Genomic DNA, 14,181 nt, shown 5'->3' with positions numbered 1-14,181 from the left:
CGCCCGGGGGATAGCCCAAGTGATGGCCGAGTTCAGCGGTCAAGGCTCGTTCAATCAGGGCCTTCTTGAACGCTGCCGAGGCGTCCTCGATGGCTTCCGCTGTCATCAGCCCCTCACCAAACTGCTCAAGCAGCTCTTTGGGGATTTTGGGCAGGTCACGCAGGGGTTTCTTTTTGGTTGGCATACATGCACCTCTGACTCATGTTATGCCCGAACACAAAATTTCTGACACTCCCTAAGCCGCCGTTACCGCAGCAATGGATATGTACTCCGTCAACAACATCCTGGCCGGCTGTCAGGCCGCCATCGCGAGCAAGCTCGCTCCCACAGTTTGATCGAAGTATGCCTGGGAGACAGGCCGGCCATCAGGCCGCCTCGCGAGCAAGCTTTGCTCCCACAGACCTGACAGGTGTACGCCCGGGAGAGACAGGTCGGCTATCAGGCCGCCTCGTCGAAAAGCGCTATACCCAAACCCAACGGTCCCCCTCACTTTTCGATATTTCCAACACCCCACCCGCAACGCTACTCTCCTGAAAACCTCACCACCCCCCAAGGGATTTCATGGACAGAACCACCTTCAAGCCCCTCCTGCTCACCCTGGCCCTGATCAGCTGCGCCCCAATGGCCCAAGCCGCCACCACCCTGGTCTACTGCTCCGAAGCCAGCCCCGCCGGGTTCGACCCCAGCCAATACACCAGCGGCACCGACTTCGATGCCTCGGCCGAAACCGTCTTCAACCGCCTCACCCAGTTCAAGCGCGGCGGCACCGAGGTCGAACCCGGACTAGCCACAAGCTGGGACGTATCGCCCGACGGCCTGGCCTACACCTTCCACCTGCGCGAAGGGGTGAAATTCCACACCACCGATGCCTTCACCCCCACCCGCGACTTCAACGCCGACGACGTGCTGTTCACCTTCCAGCGCCTGCTCGACCCGCAGCACCCGTTCCGCCAGGCCTACCCCACCGAGTCGCCGTACTTCACCGACATGGGCCTGAACACCACGATCAAAAGCGTCGAGAAAGTCGACGAGCACACCGTGCGCTTCAACCTGAACAACGTTGACGCCGCCTTCGTGCAAAACCTGGCGATGAGTTTCGCCTCCGTGCAGTCCGCCGAATACGCAGCGCAGTTGTTGAAGGAAGGCAAGGCCGGCGACCTCAACCAGAAACCCGTCGGCACCGGGCCGTTCGTGTTCAAGCGCTACCAGAAGGACTCGCAGATCCGCTACGCCGCCAACACGGCGTACTGGAAACCCGAAGACGTGAAGCTCGACAACCTGATTTTCTCCATCACCCCGGACGCCGCCGTGCGCCTGCAAAAGCTCAAGCGCGGTGAATGCCAGGTCAGTGGCTACCCACGCCCGGCCGACATCGAGGTGATCGAACAGGATCCGAACCTGCAGGTGCTCAAGCAGCCGGGTTTCAACCTGGGTTTCCTGGCCTACAACGTGACACACCCGCCCCTGGACCAGCTCAAGGTCCGTCAGGCGCTGGACATGGCCATCGACAAGCCGGCGATTATCAAGGCCGTGTACCAGAGCGCCGGTCAACTGGCGCAGAACGCCTTGCCACCGGCCCAGTGGTCGTTCGACCCGAGCATCCAGGACGCCCCCCACGACGTGACCAAGGCCAAGGCGCTACTCAAGGAGGCCGGGGTTGCGCCGGGTACCACCCTCAATTTATGGGCGATGACGGTGCAACGCGCGTCCAACCCCAATGCACGAATGTCGGCACAGATGATCCAGCAGGATTGGGCCAAGATCGGCATCAAGGCCAACATCGTCAGTTATGAATGGGGCGAGTACATCAAGCGTGCAAAAAATGGCGAACATGACGCAATGATCTACGGTTGGACCGGCGATAACGGCGACCCCGACAACTGGCTGGGGGTGCTGTACAGCTGCGCGGCGGTCAAGGGCAGCAACTACGCCAAGTGGTGCGACCCGGCCTACGACCGTTTGATCCAGCAGGCCAAGGTGTCCACCGACCGCCAGCAACGGATCGATCTGTACCAGCAAGCGCAGAAAATCCTCAAGCAACAGGTGCCGATCACACCCATCGCCAACTCCACGGTCTTCCAGCCGATAAACAGGAACGTGGTGGATTTCAAACTCAGCCCATTCGGCCTCACACCCTTCTACGGCGTGGGTTTGAAGAAGTAATACCCGCCCTTTTCCGGCGCATCGAAGCGCCGCGACGCACCGGAAAAGGGCGCAATTCGCCCCTAAAAAACGCGCGCAAACGATCAAATGCGTCGGAAGTTACACGGATGCGACATTAAGGTACGTTCGTGCCACTGTTTCGGACTTGTGACCGCTCTGGATCTTGCATTGGGTATGGGGCCTGCATAAGTATCCGCAGGACGACTCACGAGGTCGCCCTCAAATCAAAAAATGACAACAAATCATGAGGCCAACATGCTTAAACAAGCGGTCATCCCGTTTTTAGTCGGCGCGAGCTTATTAGCCAGCGCATCTTTCGCCCAAGCCGCGACTAACCTGGTGTTCTGCTCCGAAGGGAGCCCAGCCGGTTTTGACCCTGGTCAGTACACCACCGGAACCGACTTCGACGCCTCTGCAGAGACCGTATTCAATCGTCTGACCCAGTTTGAACGCGGCGGCACCGCTGTGATTCCTGGCCTGGCGACCAAGTGGGATATTTCCGAAGATGGCCTGACCTACACTTTCCACCTGCGTGAAGGCGTCAAGTTCCACACCACGCCGTACTTCAAGCCGACCCGCGAGTTCAACGCCGACGACGTACTGTTCACCTTCAATCGCATGATCAACAAGGATGACCCGTTCCGTAAGGCGTACCCGACCGAATTCCCGTACTTCACCGACATGGGCATGGACACCAACATTGCCAAGGTCGAGAAGCTCGACGACAAGACCGTCAAGTTCACCCTCAACGCTGTAGACGCCGCGTTCATCCAGAACATGGCCATGCACTTCGCTTCCATCCAGTCCGCCGAGTACGCCGCCCAGTTGCTCAAGGAAGGCAAGCCTTCCGACATCAACCAGAAGCCGATCGGCACCGGCCCGTTCGTGTTCAAGAGCTACCAGAAAGACTCGAACATCCGCTTCACCGGCAACAAGGAATACTGGCTTCCGGAAGACGTGAAGATCGACAACCTGATCTTCGCCATCACCACCGACCCGTCAGTGCGTATCCAGAAGCTGAAAAAGAATGAATGCCAGGTCACGCTCTTCCCACGCCCGGCCGACCTCAAGGCGATCAAGGAAGACAAGAACCTGAAGATGCCGGACCAACCGGGCTTCAACCTGGGCTACATCGCCTACAACGTGATGGACAAGATCAAGGGCAGCGACCAGCCCAACCCGATGGCCCAGTTGAAAGTGCGCCAGGCACTGGACATGGCCGTCAACAAGCAGCAGATCATCGACTCGGTGTACCAGGGCGCCGGCCAACTGGCCGTCAATGCCATGCCGCCGACCCAGTGGTCCTACGACACCACCATCAAGGACGCGGCGTACAACCCGGAGAAAGCCAAGGAACTGCTCAAGGAAGCCGGTATCAAGGAAGGCACCGAGATCACCTTGTGGGCCATGCCGGTCCAGCGTCCCTACAACCCGAACGCCAAGCTGATGGCTGAAATGCTGCAGTCCGACTGGGCCAAGATCGGGATCAAGGCCAAGATCGTCACTTACGAGTGGGGCGAGTACATCAAGCGTTCCAAAGGTGGTGAAAACGGCGCCATGCTGATCGGCTGGAGCGGCGACAACGGTGACCCGGACAACTGGCTCAACGTGTTGTTTGGCTGCGACTCGCTGCAGGGCAACAACTTCTCGAAATGGTGCGACAAGAAGTTCGACGACATCGTCAAGCAAGCCAAGCGCACTTCGGATCAATCCAAACGCACCGAGCTGTACAAACAGGCGCAGCACATCCTCAAAGATGCTGTTCCGATGACACCCATCGCTCACTCGACGGTGTTCCAACCCATGCGCGCCAACGTGCAGGACTTCAAGATCAGCCCCTTTGGCTTGAACTCCTTCTACGGCGTCAGCGTCAGCAACTAAGGTGACCTGTGGCGAGGGAGCTTGCTCCCGCTGGGCCGGTCCGACGCTTCGAGCGTAGCGGCCCCTCTTTTGAGCGCGATGGCGGAGCGTTAAGCAACGCCATCGCGAGCAGGGCTCGCCCCCACGGCATACCGTTGCTTTACGCCAAGACCTAGGAAAACGCCTACATCCAAAAGCACTGCGTACCACAGCAGTTGGTTTGGGACGTATCGCCTTTTCCCACAAGTCTTTCAGGCATTGCGCATTTACCGCCCGGCCCACGGCTCATACCGTCGGCACTTGGACGACTTGCCAGCCCTGCGGCATCGCTACGCAATGGAATGAGCTCAGTGTCCCGGACCTGTCCCCGGAAGGACGCCGGTTCACTGTTAAAACACCCCGAACGAGAGAGGGAGCGTCATGCGCCATACCTTGGTTTTATCCGCATTGCTGGGCACCGGCCTGCTGGCCGCGACATCCGCGACCCAGGCCGCCGGCGGTAGCCTGGTGTTCTGTTCCGAAGGCAGCCCCGCCGGTTTCGACACCGCGCAATACACCACGGCCACCGACAACGATGCCGCCGAACCGCTGTACAACCGCCTGGCCGAGTTCGAAAAAGGCGCGACCAACGTCGTCCCAGGCCTGGCAACCCGCTGGGACATTTCCGAAGACGGCTTGAAGTACACCTTCCACCTGCGCGAAGGGGTGAAATTTCACACCACCGACTACTTCACACCGACCCGGGATTTCAACGCCGACGACGTGCTGTTCACCTTCAACCGCATGCTTGATCCGCAGCATCCGTTCCGCAAGGCCTACCCCACCGAGTTCCCCTACTTCAACGGCATGAGCCTGAACAAGAACATCGCCAAGGTGGAAGCGACCGGGCCATTGACCGTGGTCATGACCCTCAACAGCGTGGACGCCGCGTTCATCCAGAACATCGCCATGAGCTTCGCCGCGATCCTGTCGGCCGAATACGCCGACCAGTTGCTCAAGAGCGGCAAGCCGAGCGACATCAACCAGAAGCCGATCGGCACCGGGCCGTTCGAGTTCAAGAGCTACCAGAAAGACTCCAACATCCGCTACGTCGCCAACCAGCAGTACTGGGCGCCGGAGCGGGTCAAGCTGAAGAACCTGATCTTCTCCATCAACACCGACGCCTCGGTGCGGGTGCAGAAGCTCAAGGCCAACGAGTGCCAGGTCACCCTGCATCCACGTCCGGCCGACGTACCGGCCTTGAAGAACGACCCCAAGCTGCAACTGATCGAAAAACCGGGCTTCAACCTCGGCTACATCGCCTACAACACCCGCCACAAGCCGTTCGACCAGGTCGAAGTGCGCCGTGCGCTGGACATGGCGGTGAACAAGCAAGGCATTCTCAATGCCGTGTACCAGGGCGCGGGACAACTGGCGGTCAACGCCATGCCGCCGACGCAGTGGTCCTACGACGACACCATCAAGGACGTCGCCTACAACCCGGAAAAAGCCAAGGAGTTGCTCAAGGCCGCCGGGGTCAAGGAAGGCACTGAAATCACTCTCTGGGCCATGCCCGTGCAACGTCCGTACAACCCCAACGCCAAGCTGATGGCCGAGATGCTCCAGGCCGACTGGGCAAAGATCGGCTTGAAAGTGAAGATCGTCAGCTACGAATGGGGCGAGTACATCAAGCGCACCAAGAACGGCGAGCACGACGTCAGCCTGATCGGTTGGACCGGTGACAACGGGGACCCCGACAACTGGCTCGGCACGCTGTACAGCTGCGACGCCATTGGCGGCAACAACTACTCCATGTGGTGCGACCAGGACTACGACAAGCTGATCAAGCAGGCCAAGGTCGTCACCGACCGCGACCAGCGCACCGTGCTCTACAAACAGGCCCAGCAACTGCTCAAGCAGCAAGTGCCGATCACTCCTGTTGCCCACTCGACGGTCAACCAGCCGCTGAGTGCCAAAGTCGAAGGGTTCAAAGTCAGCCCCTTCGGTCGCAATGTCTTTTCGGGCGTCAGCCTGAACCCATAACCGTTAGCCACACAGCGCGGGCTTCCTATGGAAGCCCATGCCGACGTCTTGCCGTAATTCGCCAATCAGGCACCAGGCAAACGTTTGCAAGCTGTGAATGAGTTGTAAAACCGATAGCCGTATCACCAAAAAAGAACGGCATTAAAAAAGAAAGAAAAGGAGCGTTACCGATGAAACTGAGCAACACCGCGATACTGGCCTTGGCCATCAGCAGCATTAGCGCAACAGCGTTTGCAGAATCCCAGAGCCAGGCGGTCACCCCGGTGACCCTCAAGACCACCAGCGAGCAAAGCGAAGCCAAGGGTTTCATCGACGGCCAGTCCATCACGGGCACCACGCGCAACTGGTACGCCAACGAGCAATTCAAGCGCGGCACGAAACTCACCTATCGCAAGAACGGTGAAGCACGCGAGACCGACCGCCGGATCAACTGGCTGCAAGGCACCATCATCAAGTACAACTCGGGTTTCACCGAGGGCACCGTGGGCTTCAGCACCGAACTGGCCGCCTACAACGCCATCGCCCTGGACCAGGACCGCAAGGACCTGGCATCCAACAACGGCGGCGCGCCGACCACCCGTCCTGGCGCCGGCAACAACCGTACCCTGACCCGCGAAGGCGGCGACGCCGTGGGCCAGTGGAGCAAGCTGGGCCTGGCGAACGTCAAGGCCCGCATTTCCAACACCACCCTGACCGCCGGCCGTCAGAACTTCAGCAGCCCGATGGTCGACGTCATCGGCAACCGTGCCCTGCCCTCCAGCTTCCAGGGCGTGAGCCTGCACAGCGAAGAATTCGAAAACCTGGGCTTCGACATCGCCACCTTCGATCGCAACTCGCCGCGTACCGAAGAGAGCCTGCGCAAGTTCCGCTCCGAATACGGTGACAGCAGCGTCGAGACCGATCACGTCAACACCGCCGGTATCACCTACCAGCCACTGGCCAGCCTGAAGACCAGCCTCTGGGCGACCCAGGCCGAGGACATGTGGAACCAGTACTACTTCGGCGCCACCCATGAGCTGGGCGACAGCTCGGTGCTGAGCCTGACCACCGGCCTGAACTACTACAAGACCGTGGACTCGGGCAAAAGCAAGCTGGGCGAAATCGACAACGACACCTACTCCCTGTCGTTCGGCCTGACGCACCAGGCCCACAGCCTGACGTTCTCGTACCAGGAAGTGAACGGTAACGAGTACTTCGACTACCTGCACGAAACCAACGGCATCTACCTGGCCAACTCCCTGTTGTCGGACTTCAACGGCCCGAACGAGAAATCCTTCCAGATCGCCTACGGCCTGAACATGGCTGAGTACGGCGTGCCAGGCCTGAAGTTCAACGTCTACCAGGCGCGCGGCTGGGGTATCGACGGTACGCACTACAACAGCACCGGTTACAGCGATGTACGGGCGATGGACGGCGAGCACCACTACGAATACGGCGTCGGCGCGTCCTATGCCGTACAGAGCGGCCCTTTGAAAGCCACCGCGATCCGTGCGACCTACACCGCACACCGCGCCAGCGAAAACCAGGCCGACGGCAGCCTCAACGAGTTCCGCCTGGTCACCACCATTCCGTTCAACATTCTCTAAACTGCCACCGGGCGGTCGACTCACGAGGTCGTCCGCCCGGTCTTTGCCACTGACCCGATTGCAGAGGATTGACGATGAACATGATTCCCCTACGCGCCGCCATCGCCGCCGCATTGCTGAGCGTCGCCGTTGGCGCCACAGCCAAACCCCTGGTGGTTTGCACAGAAGCCAGCCCGGAAGGCTTCGACATGGTCCAGTACACGACTGCAGTCACCGCCGATGCCGTGGCGGAAACCATTTTCAATCGCCTGGCCGATTTCAAGCCCGGCACCACCGAGGTGATTCCGGCCCTGGCCGAATCCTGGGACATCAGTGACGATGGCCTGACGTACACCTTCCACCTGCGCAAGGGCGTCAAGTTCCACACCACCGAATACTTCAAGCCGACCCGCGACATGAACGCCGACGACGTGGTCTGGAGCTTCCAGCGCCAGCTGGACCCGAACCACCCGTGGCACAAACTGTCGAGCGTGGGCTTCCCCTACTTTGAAAGCATGGGCTTCAAGGAACTGCTCAAAAGCGTCGAGAAGGTCGACGAGCACACGGTCAAGTTCAGCCTGACCCGCCGCGAAGCGCCATTTCTGGCCGACATCGCCATGGCCTTTTCCTCGATCTACCCGGCCGAATACGCCGACCAGTTGCTCAAGGCCGGCAAGGCCGGCGACCTCAACAGCAAGCCGGTCGGCACCGGGCCGTTCATCTTCCAACGCTACAACAAGGACGCCCAGGTTCGCTTCAAGGCCAACCCGGACTACTTCCGTGGCAAGCCACCGGCCGATGCCCTGGTATTGGCCATCGCCACCGACAACAACGTGCGCATGCAGAAGCTCAAGACCAACGAGTGCCAGATCGCCCTGTACCCCAAACCCGATGACATCCCCAGCATCAAGAAAGACCCGAACCTGAAGGTCGCTGAACTGGACGCGATGACCGTCTCCTACACCGCGCTGAACACCAGCCACAAATACATGAGCGACGTGCGGGTGCGCAAAGCCATCGACTTGGCCTTCGACAAGGAAGCCTACGTCAACGCGCTGTTCGGCAAGGGCAACGCCACCGTGGCGGTCAACCCGTACCCGCCGACGCTGCTGGGCTTCAACCACGACCTGAAGAACCCGCCCCGCAACCTCGACAAGGCCCGCGAGCTGCTCAAGGAAGCCGGCGTGCCGGAAGGCACCGTGTTCACCCTGTTCACCCGCAACGGCGGCGGCCCGACCAACCCCAACCCGATGCTCGGCGCACAGATGATGCAGGCGGACCTGGCGAAGGTCGGGATCAAGGTCGACATCCGCGTGATGGAATGGGGCGAAATGCTCAAGCGCGCGAAAAACGGCGAGCACGACATGGTCTCCGCCGGATGGGCGGGTGATAACGGCGACCCGGATAACTTCCTGACGCCTATGCTCAGTTGCGAGGCCGCCAAGAACGGCGAAAACTACGCGCGCTGGTGCAACGAGAAGTTCCAGGCACTGATCGACCAGGCTCGCGCCACAGTGAACCCCGAGGAGCGTATCAAGCTCTATGAGCAGGCCCAGGTGCTTTTCAACCAGGACCTGCCTTGGATCAGCATGGCCCACACCCGTATGTTCACGGCCATGCGCAACAACGTAGAGGGTTATGTGATTAGCCCGCTCACCACCAACAACTTCGCCACCACCCAGGTGAAGTAGATAAGAAAACGCCCGGCCGCTCTTGACCCAAGAGCTGCCGGGCACGCCTAACCGGCTGATGAGGTACACCTGAAGATGTTTAGTTTTATTGCCCGCCGACTGGGATTATTGATCCCCACGTTCTTCGGCATCACCTTGCTGACCTTCGCGTTGATTCGCATGATCCCCGGCGACCCCGTGGAAGTGATGATGGGCGAACGTCGGGTCGATCCCGAAATGCATGCACAGGCAATGGAACGCCTTGGCCTCAATAAACCGCTGTATGCCCAGTACCTGGACTACATCGGCAAGCTGGCCCACGGCGACCTCGGCGAATCGCTGCGTACCCGTGAAAGCGTATGGACCGAGTTCAGCTCCCTGTTTCCCGCGACCCTGGAACTGTCCATGGCCGCCCTGTTGTTCGCCGGTATCCTGGGCCTGCTGGCCGGGGTGATCGCGGCACTCAAGCGAGGATCCCTGTTCGACCATGGGGTGATGGGCGTCTCCCTGGCGGGGTATTCGATGCCGATCTTCTGGTGGGGCCTGATCCTGATCATGTTCTTCTCGGTGTCCCTGGGCTGGACGCCGGTGTCGGGACGGATCGACCTGCTCTACGACATCGAGCCGAAAACCGGCTTCATGCTGATCGACACGCTGTTGGCCGACGAGCCGGGCGCGTTCCTCGATGCCCTGCACCACCTGATCCTGCCGGCCATCGTGCTGGGCACCATTCCGCTGGCGGTGATCGCCCGCATGACCCGCTCTTCGATGCTCGAAGTGCTGCGTGAAGACTACATCCGCACCGCCAAGGCCAAAGGCCTGTCGCCGTCGCGCGTGGTGTTCGTGCATGGCCTGCGCAACGCACTGATCCCGGTGCTGACCGTGGTCGGCCTGCAAGTCGGCACGCTGCTGGCCGGTGCAGTCCTGACCGAAACGATCTTCTCCTGGCCGGGCATCGGCAAGTGGCTGATCGAAGCCATCGGCGCCCGGGACTACCCCGTGGTGCAGAACGGCATCCTGTTAATCGCCTGCCTGGTGATTCTGGTCAACTTCGTCGTGGACATTCTCTACGGCTTTGCCAACCCACGCATCCGTCACCAGCGCTGAGATCAAAACCATGAGTAATCCAACTACCGCGGTAGCAGTCGATCAAAGCCTGCTGTACCCGTCCCCGTACAAAGAATTCTGGCACGCGTTTTCCCGCAACAAGGGTGCCGTGGCCGGGCTGCTGTTCATGATCCTGGTGGTGTTCTGCGCGCTCTTCGCGCCGTGGGTCGCGCCTCACGACCCGAGCGAGCAGTACCGCGATTTCCTGCTGACGCCACCGGCGTGGCTTGAAGGCGGGCAGATCCAGTTCTTGCTGGGCACCGACGAACTGGGCCGCGATTTGCTGTCGCGGCTGATCCAGGGTTCGCGCCTGTCGCTGCTGATCGGTTTGTCGTCGGTGGTGATGTCGCTGATCCCGGGCATCCTGCTGGGGCTGTTCGCCGGGTTCTTCCCGCGCATCCTTGGCCCGACCATCATGCGCCTGATGGACATCATGCTGGCCCTGCCTTCGCTGCTGCTGGCCGTGGCCATTGTCGCCATCCTCGGCCCAGGCCTGATCAACACCGTGATCGCCATCGCCATCGTCTCGCTGCCGTCCTACGTGCGCCTGACCCGCGCCGCCGTGATGGGCGAACTGAACCGCGACTACGTGACCGCCGCGCGCCTGGCCGGTGCCGGCCTGCCGCGCCTGATGTTCATCACCGTGCTGCCCAACTGCATGGCACCGCTGATCGTCCAGGCGACGCTGAGCTTTTCCTCGGCCATCCTCGACGCCGCCGCCCTGGGCTTCCTCGGCCTCGGCGTACAGCCGCCAACCCCGGAGTGGGGCACCATGCTGGCCTCGGCCCGGGACTACATCGAACGCGCCTGGTGGGTCGTGAGCCTGCCTGGCTTGACCATTTTGCTCAGCGTGCTGGCAATCAACCTGATGGGCGACGGTCTGCGCGATGCGCTGGACCCGAAACTCAAGAATGCCGCCTGAGGAGATTCCCATGTCACTGCTAGAAATCAAGAATCTCAACGTTCGCTTCGGCGACGCCACCGCCGTACCGGTGGTCGATGGCCTGGACCTGAGCGTGGAAAAAGGCGAAGTCCTGGCGATCGTCGGCGAATCGGGCTCGGGTAAATCCGTGACCATGATGGCGCTGATGGGCCTGATCGAGCACCCCGGCATTGTCACCGCCGATGCGCTGAACTTCGACGGCAAGAACATGCTCAAGCTGAGCAACCGTCAGCGTCGGCAGATCGTCGGCAAAGACCTGGCGATGGTCTTCCAGGACCCGATGACCGCACTCAACCCCAGCTACACCGTGGGTTTCCAGATCGAAGAAGTGCTGCGCCTGCACCTGAAGATGTCCGGCAAGGCCGCCCGCAAGCGCGCCATCGAACTGCTGGAAAAAGTCGAGATCCCGGGCGCGGCCAGCCGCATGGACGCCTACCCGCATCAGTTGTCCGGCGGCATGAGCCAGCGCGTGGCAATTGCCATGGCGATTGCCGGCGAGCCGAAACTGCTGATCGCCGACGAACCGACCACCGCCCTCGACGTGACCATCCAGGCCCAGATCATGGACCTGCTGCTGGCCCTGCAAAAAGAACAGGACATGGGCCTGGTGCTGATCACCCATGACCTGGCCGTGGTGGCTGAAACCGCCCAGCGCGTGTGCGTGATGTACGCCGGCCAGGCCGTGGAAGTGGGCCAGGTGCCCGAGCTGTTCGACATCCCGGCCCACCCGTACAGCGAAGCGCTGCTGGCGGCGATTCCCGAGCACAGCATGGGCGCCGAGCGCCTGGCCACGCTGCCGGGCATCGTGCCCGGTCGCTACGACCGTCCGCAAGGCTGCCTGCTGTCGCCGCGCTGCCCGTACGTGCAGGACAACTGCCGGCAACAACGCCCGGCCCTCGATCCGAAATCCAACAGCCTCGCCCGCTGCTTCTACCCGTTGAACCAGGAGGTGGCGTGATGGCCGTCGTACTTACCGCCCGTGACCTGACCCGTCATTACGAAGTGTCCCGTGGCATGTTCAAGGGCCATGCGACCGTGCGCGCCCTCAACGGTGTGTCGTTCGAACTGGAAGCCGGCAAGACCCTGGCCGTGGTGGGTGAATCCGGTTGCGGCAAATCCACCCTCGCCCGGGCCCTGACGCTGATCGAGGAGCCGTCCTCCGGCTCCCTGAAAATCGCCGGCCAGGAAGTCGCCGGTGCCAACAAGGCCGAACGCAAGCAATTGCGCAAAGACGTGCAGATGGTGTTCCAGAGCCCCTATGCGTCCCTCAACCCACGGCAGAAGATCGGCGATCAGCTGGCCGAGCCGTTGCTGATCAACACCAACCTGTCGGCCACCGAACGGCGGGAAAAAGTCCAGGCGATGATGAAGCAGGTGGGCTTGCGTCCCGAGCATTACCAGCGCTACCCGCACATGTTCTCCGGCGGCCAGCGCCAGCGCATCGCCCTGGCCCGCGCCATGATGCTGCAACCCAAGGTGTTGGTGGCGGACGAACCGACATCGGCGCTGGACGTGTCGATCCAGGCCCAGGTGCTCAACCTGTTCATGGATTTGCAGCAGGAATTCAACACCGCCTACGTGTTCATTTCCCACAACCTGGCGGTGGTGCAACACGTGGCCGACGACGTGATGGTGATGTACCTCGGTCGCCCGGTGGAGATGGGCCCCAACGAGTCCATCTACAGCCGCCCGCTGCACCCGTACACCCAGGCGCTGCTGTCGGCCACGCCGACCATCCACCCGGACCCGAACAAGCCGAAGATCAAGATCGTCGGCGAACTGCCCAACCCGCTCAACCCACCGCCCGGCTGCGCCTTCCACAAGCGCTGCCCGTACGCCACCGAGCGTTGCAAGACCGAAGAACCGGCGCTTCGCCCGCTCGATAACCGTCTGGTGGCCTGTCACTACGCCGAGCGGTTCCTCGAAGGCGCGGCGTAAGGCAAGCAGATAGTGCACTTGTGGCGAGGGAGCTTGCTCCCTCGCCGCGGGTAATGCATCAAACTGAACACCTGAAAAACCCTCCGCCCTACGAAGCAATAGCCGGGCAGGAGGGTTTTTTATTCGTCTCGACTCTACGTCTGGCTATCGCCTTCGTCGTCCTCACCACTATCTCCACCGTCGTCGGGCTCCTGGTCGATGGTCGAGTCATCATTATCCTGATCACCCGACTCCTCTGTGGTGGTCGCGGCAAGCATCATCTCGCCTTGCGCCACTTGCCCACTCGACGCGTGCTGCTCATGCTCATCGCATTCGGCCCATGCGGCGGTAGAGCCCAGGGACAGCATCACCAAAACCTTCAGCAAAAACATCATGCGTAGAAGCTTGTTCATAGCCAACTCCTTCTTTTCCGGATGAAGCCGAGGCCTGACGGCGCTCAAGAAATCTAGTTCTGAACAGGTCGGTTCACCAGATAGGACGCTGCCTAACAGCCAGAATGCCGCTGCTCGACAGATTGGTTTCGAATAAGGGTTATCTCCAATCCAACTAACGACAACCCCCAGTGTGGGAGCGAGCTTGCTCGCGATGGGCAGCACATCCCACATCCAGGCAAGCTGACCCTCCGCCATCGCGAGCAAGCTCGCTCCCACAGGGGTCATGAGTGACCGAGAGACTGAGGATTGGCACAACACCAATGTGGGAGCGAGCTTGCTCGCGAAGGCGGCTGCACATCCAACATCAGGCAAGCTGACCCATCGCTATCGCGAGCAAGCTCGCTCCCACAAGGGGTCATGAGTGACCGAGAGATTGAGGATTGGCACAGAACCAATGTGGGAGCGAGCTTGAACTGGCCTAATGATTTTGGACACTTCAATCGGGCGCTATGATGGCGCCCAAATCTGAGGTGTTTTTG

At 60.9% G+C, this 14,181-nt stretch carries 10 protein-coding genes and 1 pseudogene; 9 read left to right on the top strand and 2 right to left on the bottom strand.

Features of this window, described 5'->3' with window-relative positions; all coding sequences use genetic code 11:
- A pseudogene (locus tag BLQ55_RS30805) lies at window positions 1-184 on the bottom strand (IS256 family transposase); the annotation flags it as partial.
- Between the two features lie 377 nt (window positions 185-561).
- On the opposite strand from BLQ55_RS30805, the gene BLQ55_RS30800 reads away from it, so the two are divergent.
- From BLQ55_RS30800 to BLQ55_RS30760, 9 genes are all read left to right on the top strand, one after another.
- Window positions 562-2,163, top strand: coding sequence for an ABC transporter substrate-binding protein (locus tag BLQ55_RS30800; RefSeq protein ID WP_092259471.1), 1,602 nt, complete (start codon window positions 562-564; stop codon window positions 2,161-2,163).
- Between the two features lie 255 nt (window positions 2,164-2,418).
- Window positions 2,419-4,044, top strand: a complete 1,626-nt coding sequence (locus BLQ55_RS30795; protein ID WP_092205579.1) for an ABC transporter substrate-binding protein — start codon at window positions 2,419-2,421, stop codon at window positions 4,042-4,044.
- A gap of 399 nt (window positions 4,045-4,443) precedes the next feature.
- Window positions 4,444-6,045, top strand: coding sequence for an ABC transporter substrate-binding protein (locus BLQ55_RS30790; protein ID WP_092259469.1), 1,602 nt, complete (start codon window positions 4,444-4,446; stop codon window positions 6,043-6,045).
- Between the two features lie 170 nt (window positions 6,046-6,215).
- Entirely contained in the window at window positions 6,216-7,631 is a 1,416-nt protein-coding gene (locus BLQ55_RS30785; RefSeq protein ID WP_092205581.1) for an OprD family porin, read from the top strand.
- Between the two features lie 74 nt (window positions 7,632-7,705).
- The gene (locus BLQ55_RS30780; RefSeq protein WP_092259466.1) at window positions 7,706-9,301 is read left to right on the top strand and encodes an ABC transporter substrate-binding protein; all 1,596 of its coding nucleotides are present in this window, start codon (window positions 7,706-7,708) and stop codon (window positions 9,299-9,301) included.
- A gap of 75 nt (window positions 9,302-9,376) precedes the next feature.
- Entirely contained in the window at window positions 9,377-10,387 is a 1,011-nt protein-coding gene (locus BLQ55_RS30775) for an ABC transporter permease subunit (RefSeq protein WP_053145585.1), read from the top strand.
- Between the two features lie 10 nt (window positions 10,388-10,397).
- The gene (locus BLQ55_RS30770) at window positions 10,398-11,309 is read left to right on the top strand and encodes an ABC transporter permease subunit (RefSeq protein ID WP_092259463.1); all 912 of its coding nucleotides are present in this window, start codon (window positions 10,398-10,400) and stop codon (window positions 11,307-11,309) included.
- A 10-nt stretch (window positions 11,310-11,319) separates the two neighbouring features.
- Complete coding sequence (locus BLQ55_RS30765) at window positions 11,320-12,288, top strand: ABC transporter ATP-binding protein (RefSeq protein WP_053118412.1); 969 nt, start codon at window positions 11,320-11,322, stop codon at window positions 12,286-12,288.
- The gene (locus BLQ55_RS30760) at window positions 12,288-13,268 is read left to right on the top strand and encodes a peptide ABC transporter ATP-binding protein (protein WP_092259460.1); all 981 of its coding nucleotides are present in this window, start codon (window positions 12,288-12,290) and stop codon (window positions 13,266-13,268) included. Before BLQ55_RS30765 ends, BLQ55_RS30760 begins: the two co-directional genes overlap by 1 nt.
- A 134-nt stretch (window positions 13,269-13,402) precedes the next feature.
- On the opposite strand, the gene BLQ55_RS30755 is transcribed toward BLQ55_RS30760, so the two are convergent.
- On the bottom strand, window positions 13,403-13,660 hold the full coding sequence (locus BLQ55_RS30755; RefSeq protein WP_092205584.1) for a hypothetical protein: 258 nt from the start codon (window positions 13,658-13,660) through the stop codon (window positions 13,403-13,405).
- Window positions 13,661-14,181 lie beyond the last annotated feature (521 nt).

The organism is Pseudomonas sp. NFACC13-1, assembly GCF_900104425.1.
In the GTDB taxonomy this organism is placed as follows: Bacteria; Pseudomonadota; Gammaproteobacteria; order Pseudomonadales; family Pseudomonadaceae; genus Aquipseudomonas; species Aquipseudomonas fluorescens_AA.
Note: the sequence above shows the minus strand (reverse complement) of the source record. Positions and strands in the feature narration are given on the sequence as shown.

Bases quoted from the DNA above. Each gene is read 5' to 3' on its own strand.
- BLQ55_RS30800 (WP_092259471.1), top strand. From the start codon at position 562: ATGGACAGAACCACCTTCAAGCCCCTCCTGCTCACCCTGGCCCTGATC.
- BLQ55_RS30795 (WP_092205579.1), top strand. From the start codon at position 2,419: ATGCTTAAACAAGCGGTCATCCCGTTTTTAGTCGGCGCGAGCTTATTA.
- BLQ55_RS30790 (WP_092259469.1), top strand. From the start codon at position 4,444: ATGCGCCATACCTTGGTTTTATCCGCATTGCTGGGCACCGGCCTGCTG.
- BLQ55_RS30785 (WP_092205581.1), top strand. From the start codon at position 6,216: ATGAAACTGAGCAACACCGCGATACTGGCCTTGGCCATCAGCAGCATT.
- BLQ55_RS30780 (WP_092259466.1), top strand. From the start codon at position 7,706: ATGAACATGATTCCCCTACGCGCCGCCATCGCCGCCGCATTGCTGAGC.
- BLQ55_RS30775 (WP_053145585.1), top strand. From the start codon at position 9,377: ATGTTTAGTTTTATTGCCCGCCGACTGGGATTATTGATCCCCACGTTC.
- BLQ55_RS30770 (WP_092259463.1), top strand. From the start codon at position 10,398: ATGAGTAATCCAACTACCGCGGTAGCAGTCGATCAAAGCCTGCTGTAC.
- BLQ55_RS30765 (WP_053118412.1), top strand. From the start codon at position 11,320: ATGTCACTGCTAGAAATCAAGAATCTCAACGTTCGCTTCGGCGACGCC.
- BLQ55_RS30760 (WP_092259460.1), top strand. From the start codon at position 12,288: ATGGCCGTCGTACTTACCGCCCGTGACCTGACCCGTCATTACGAAGTG.
- BLQ55_RS30755 (WP_092205584.1), bottom strand. From the start codon at position 13,660: ATGAACAAGCTTCTACGCATGATGTTTTTGCTGAAGGTTTTGGTGATG.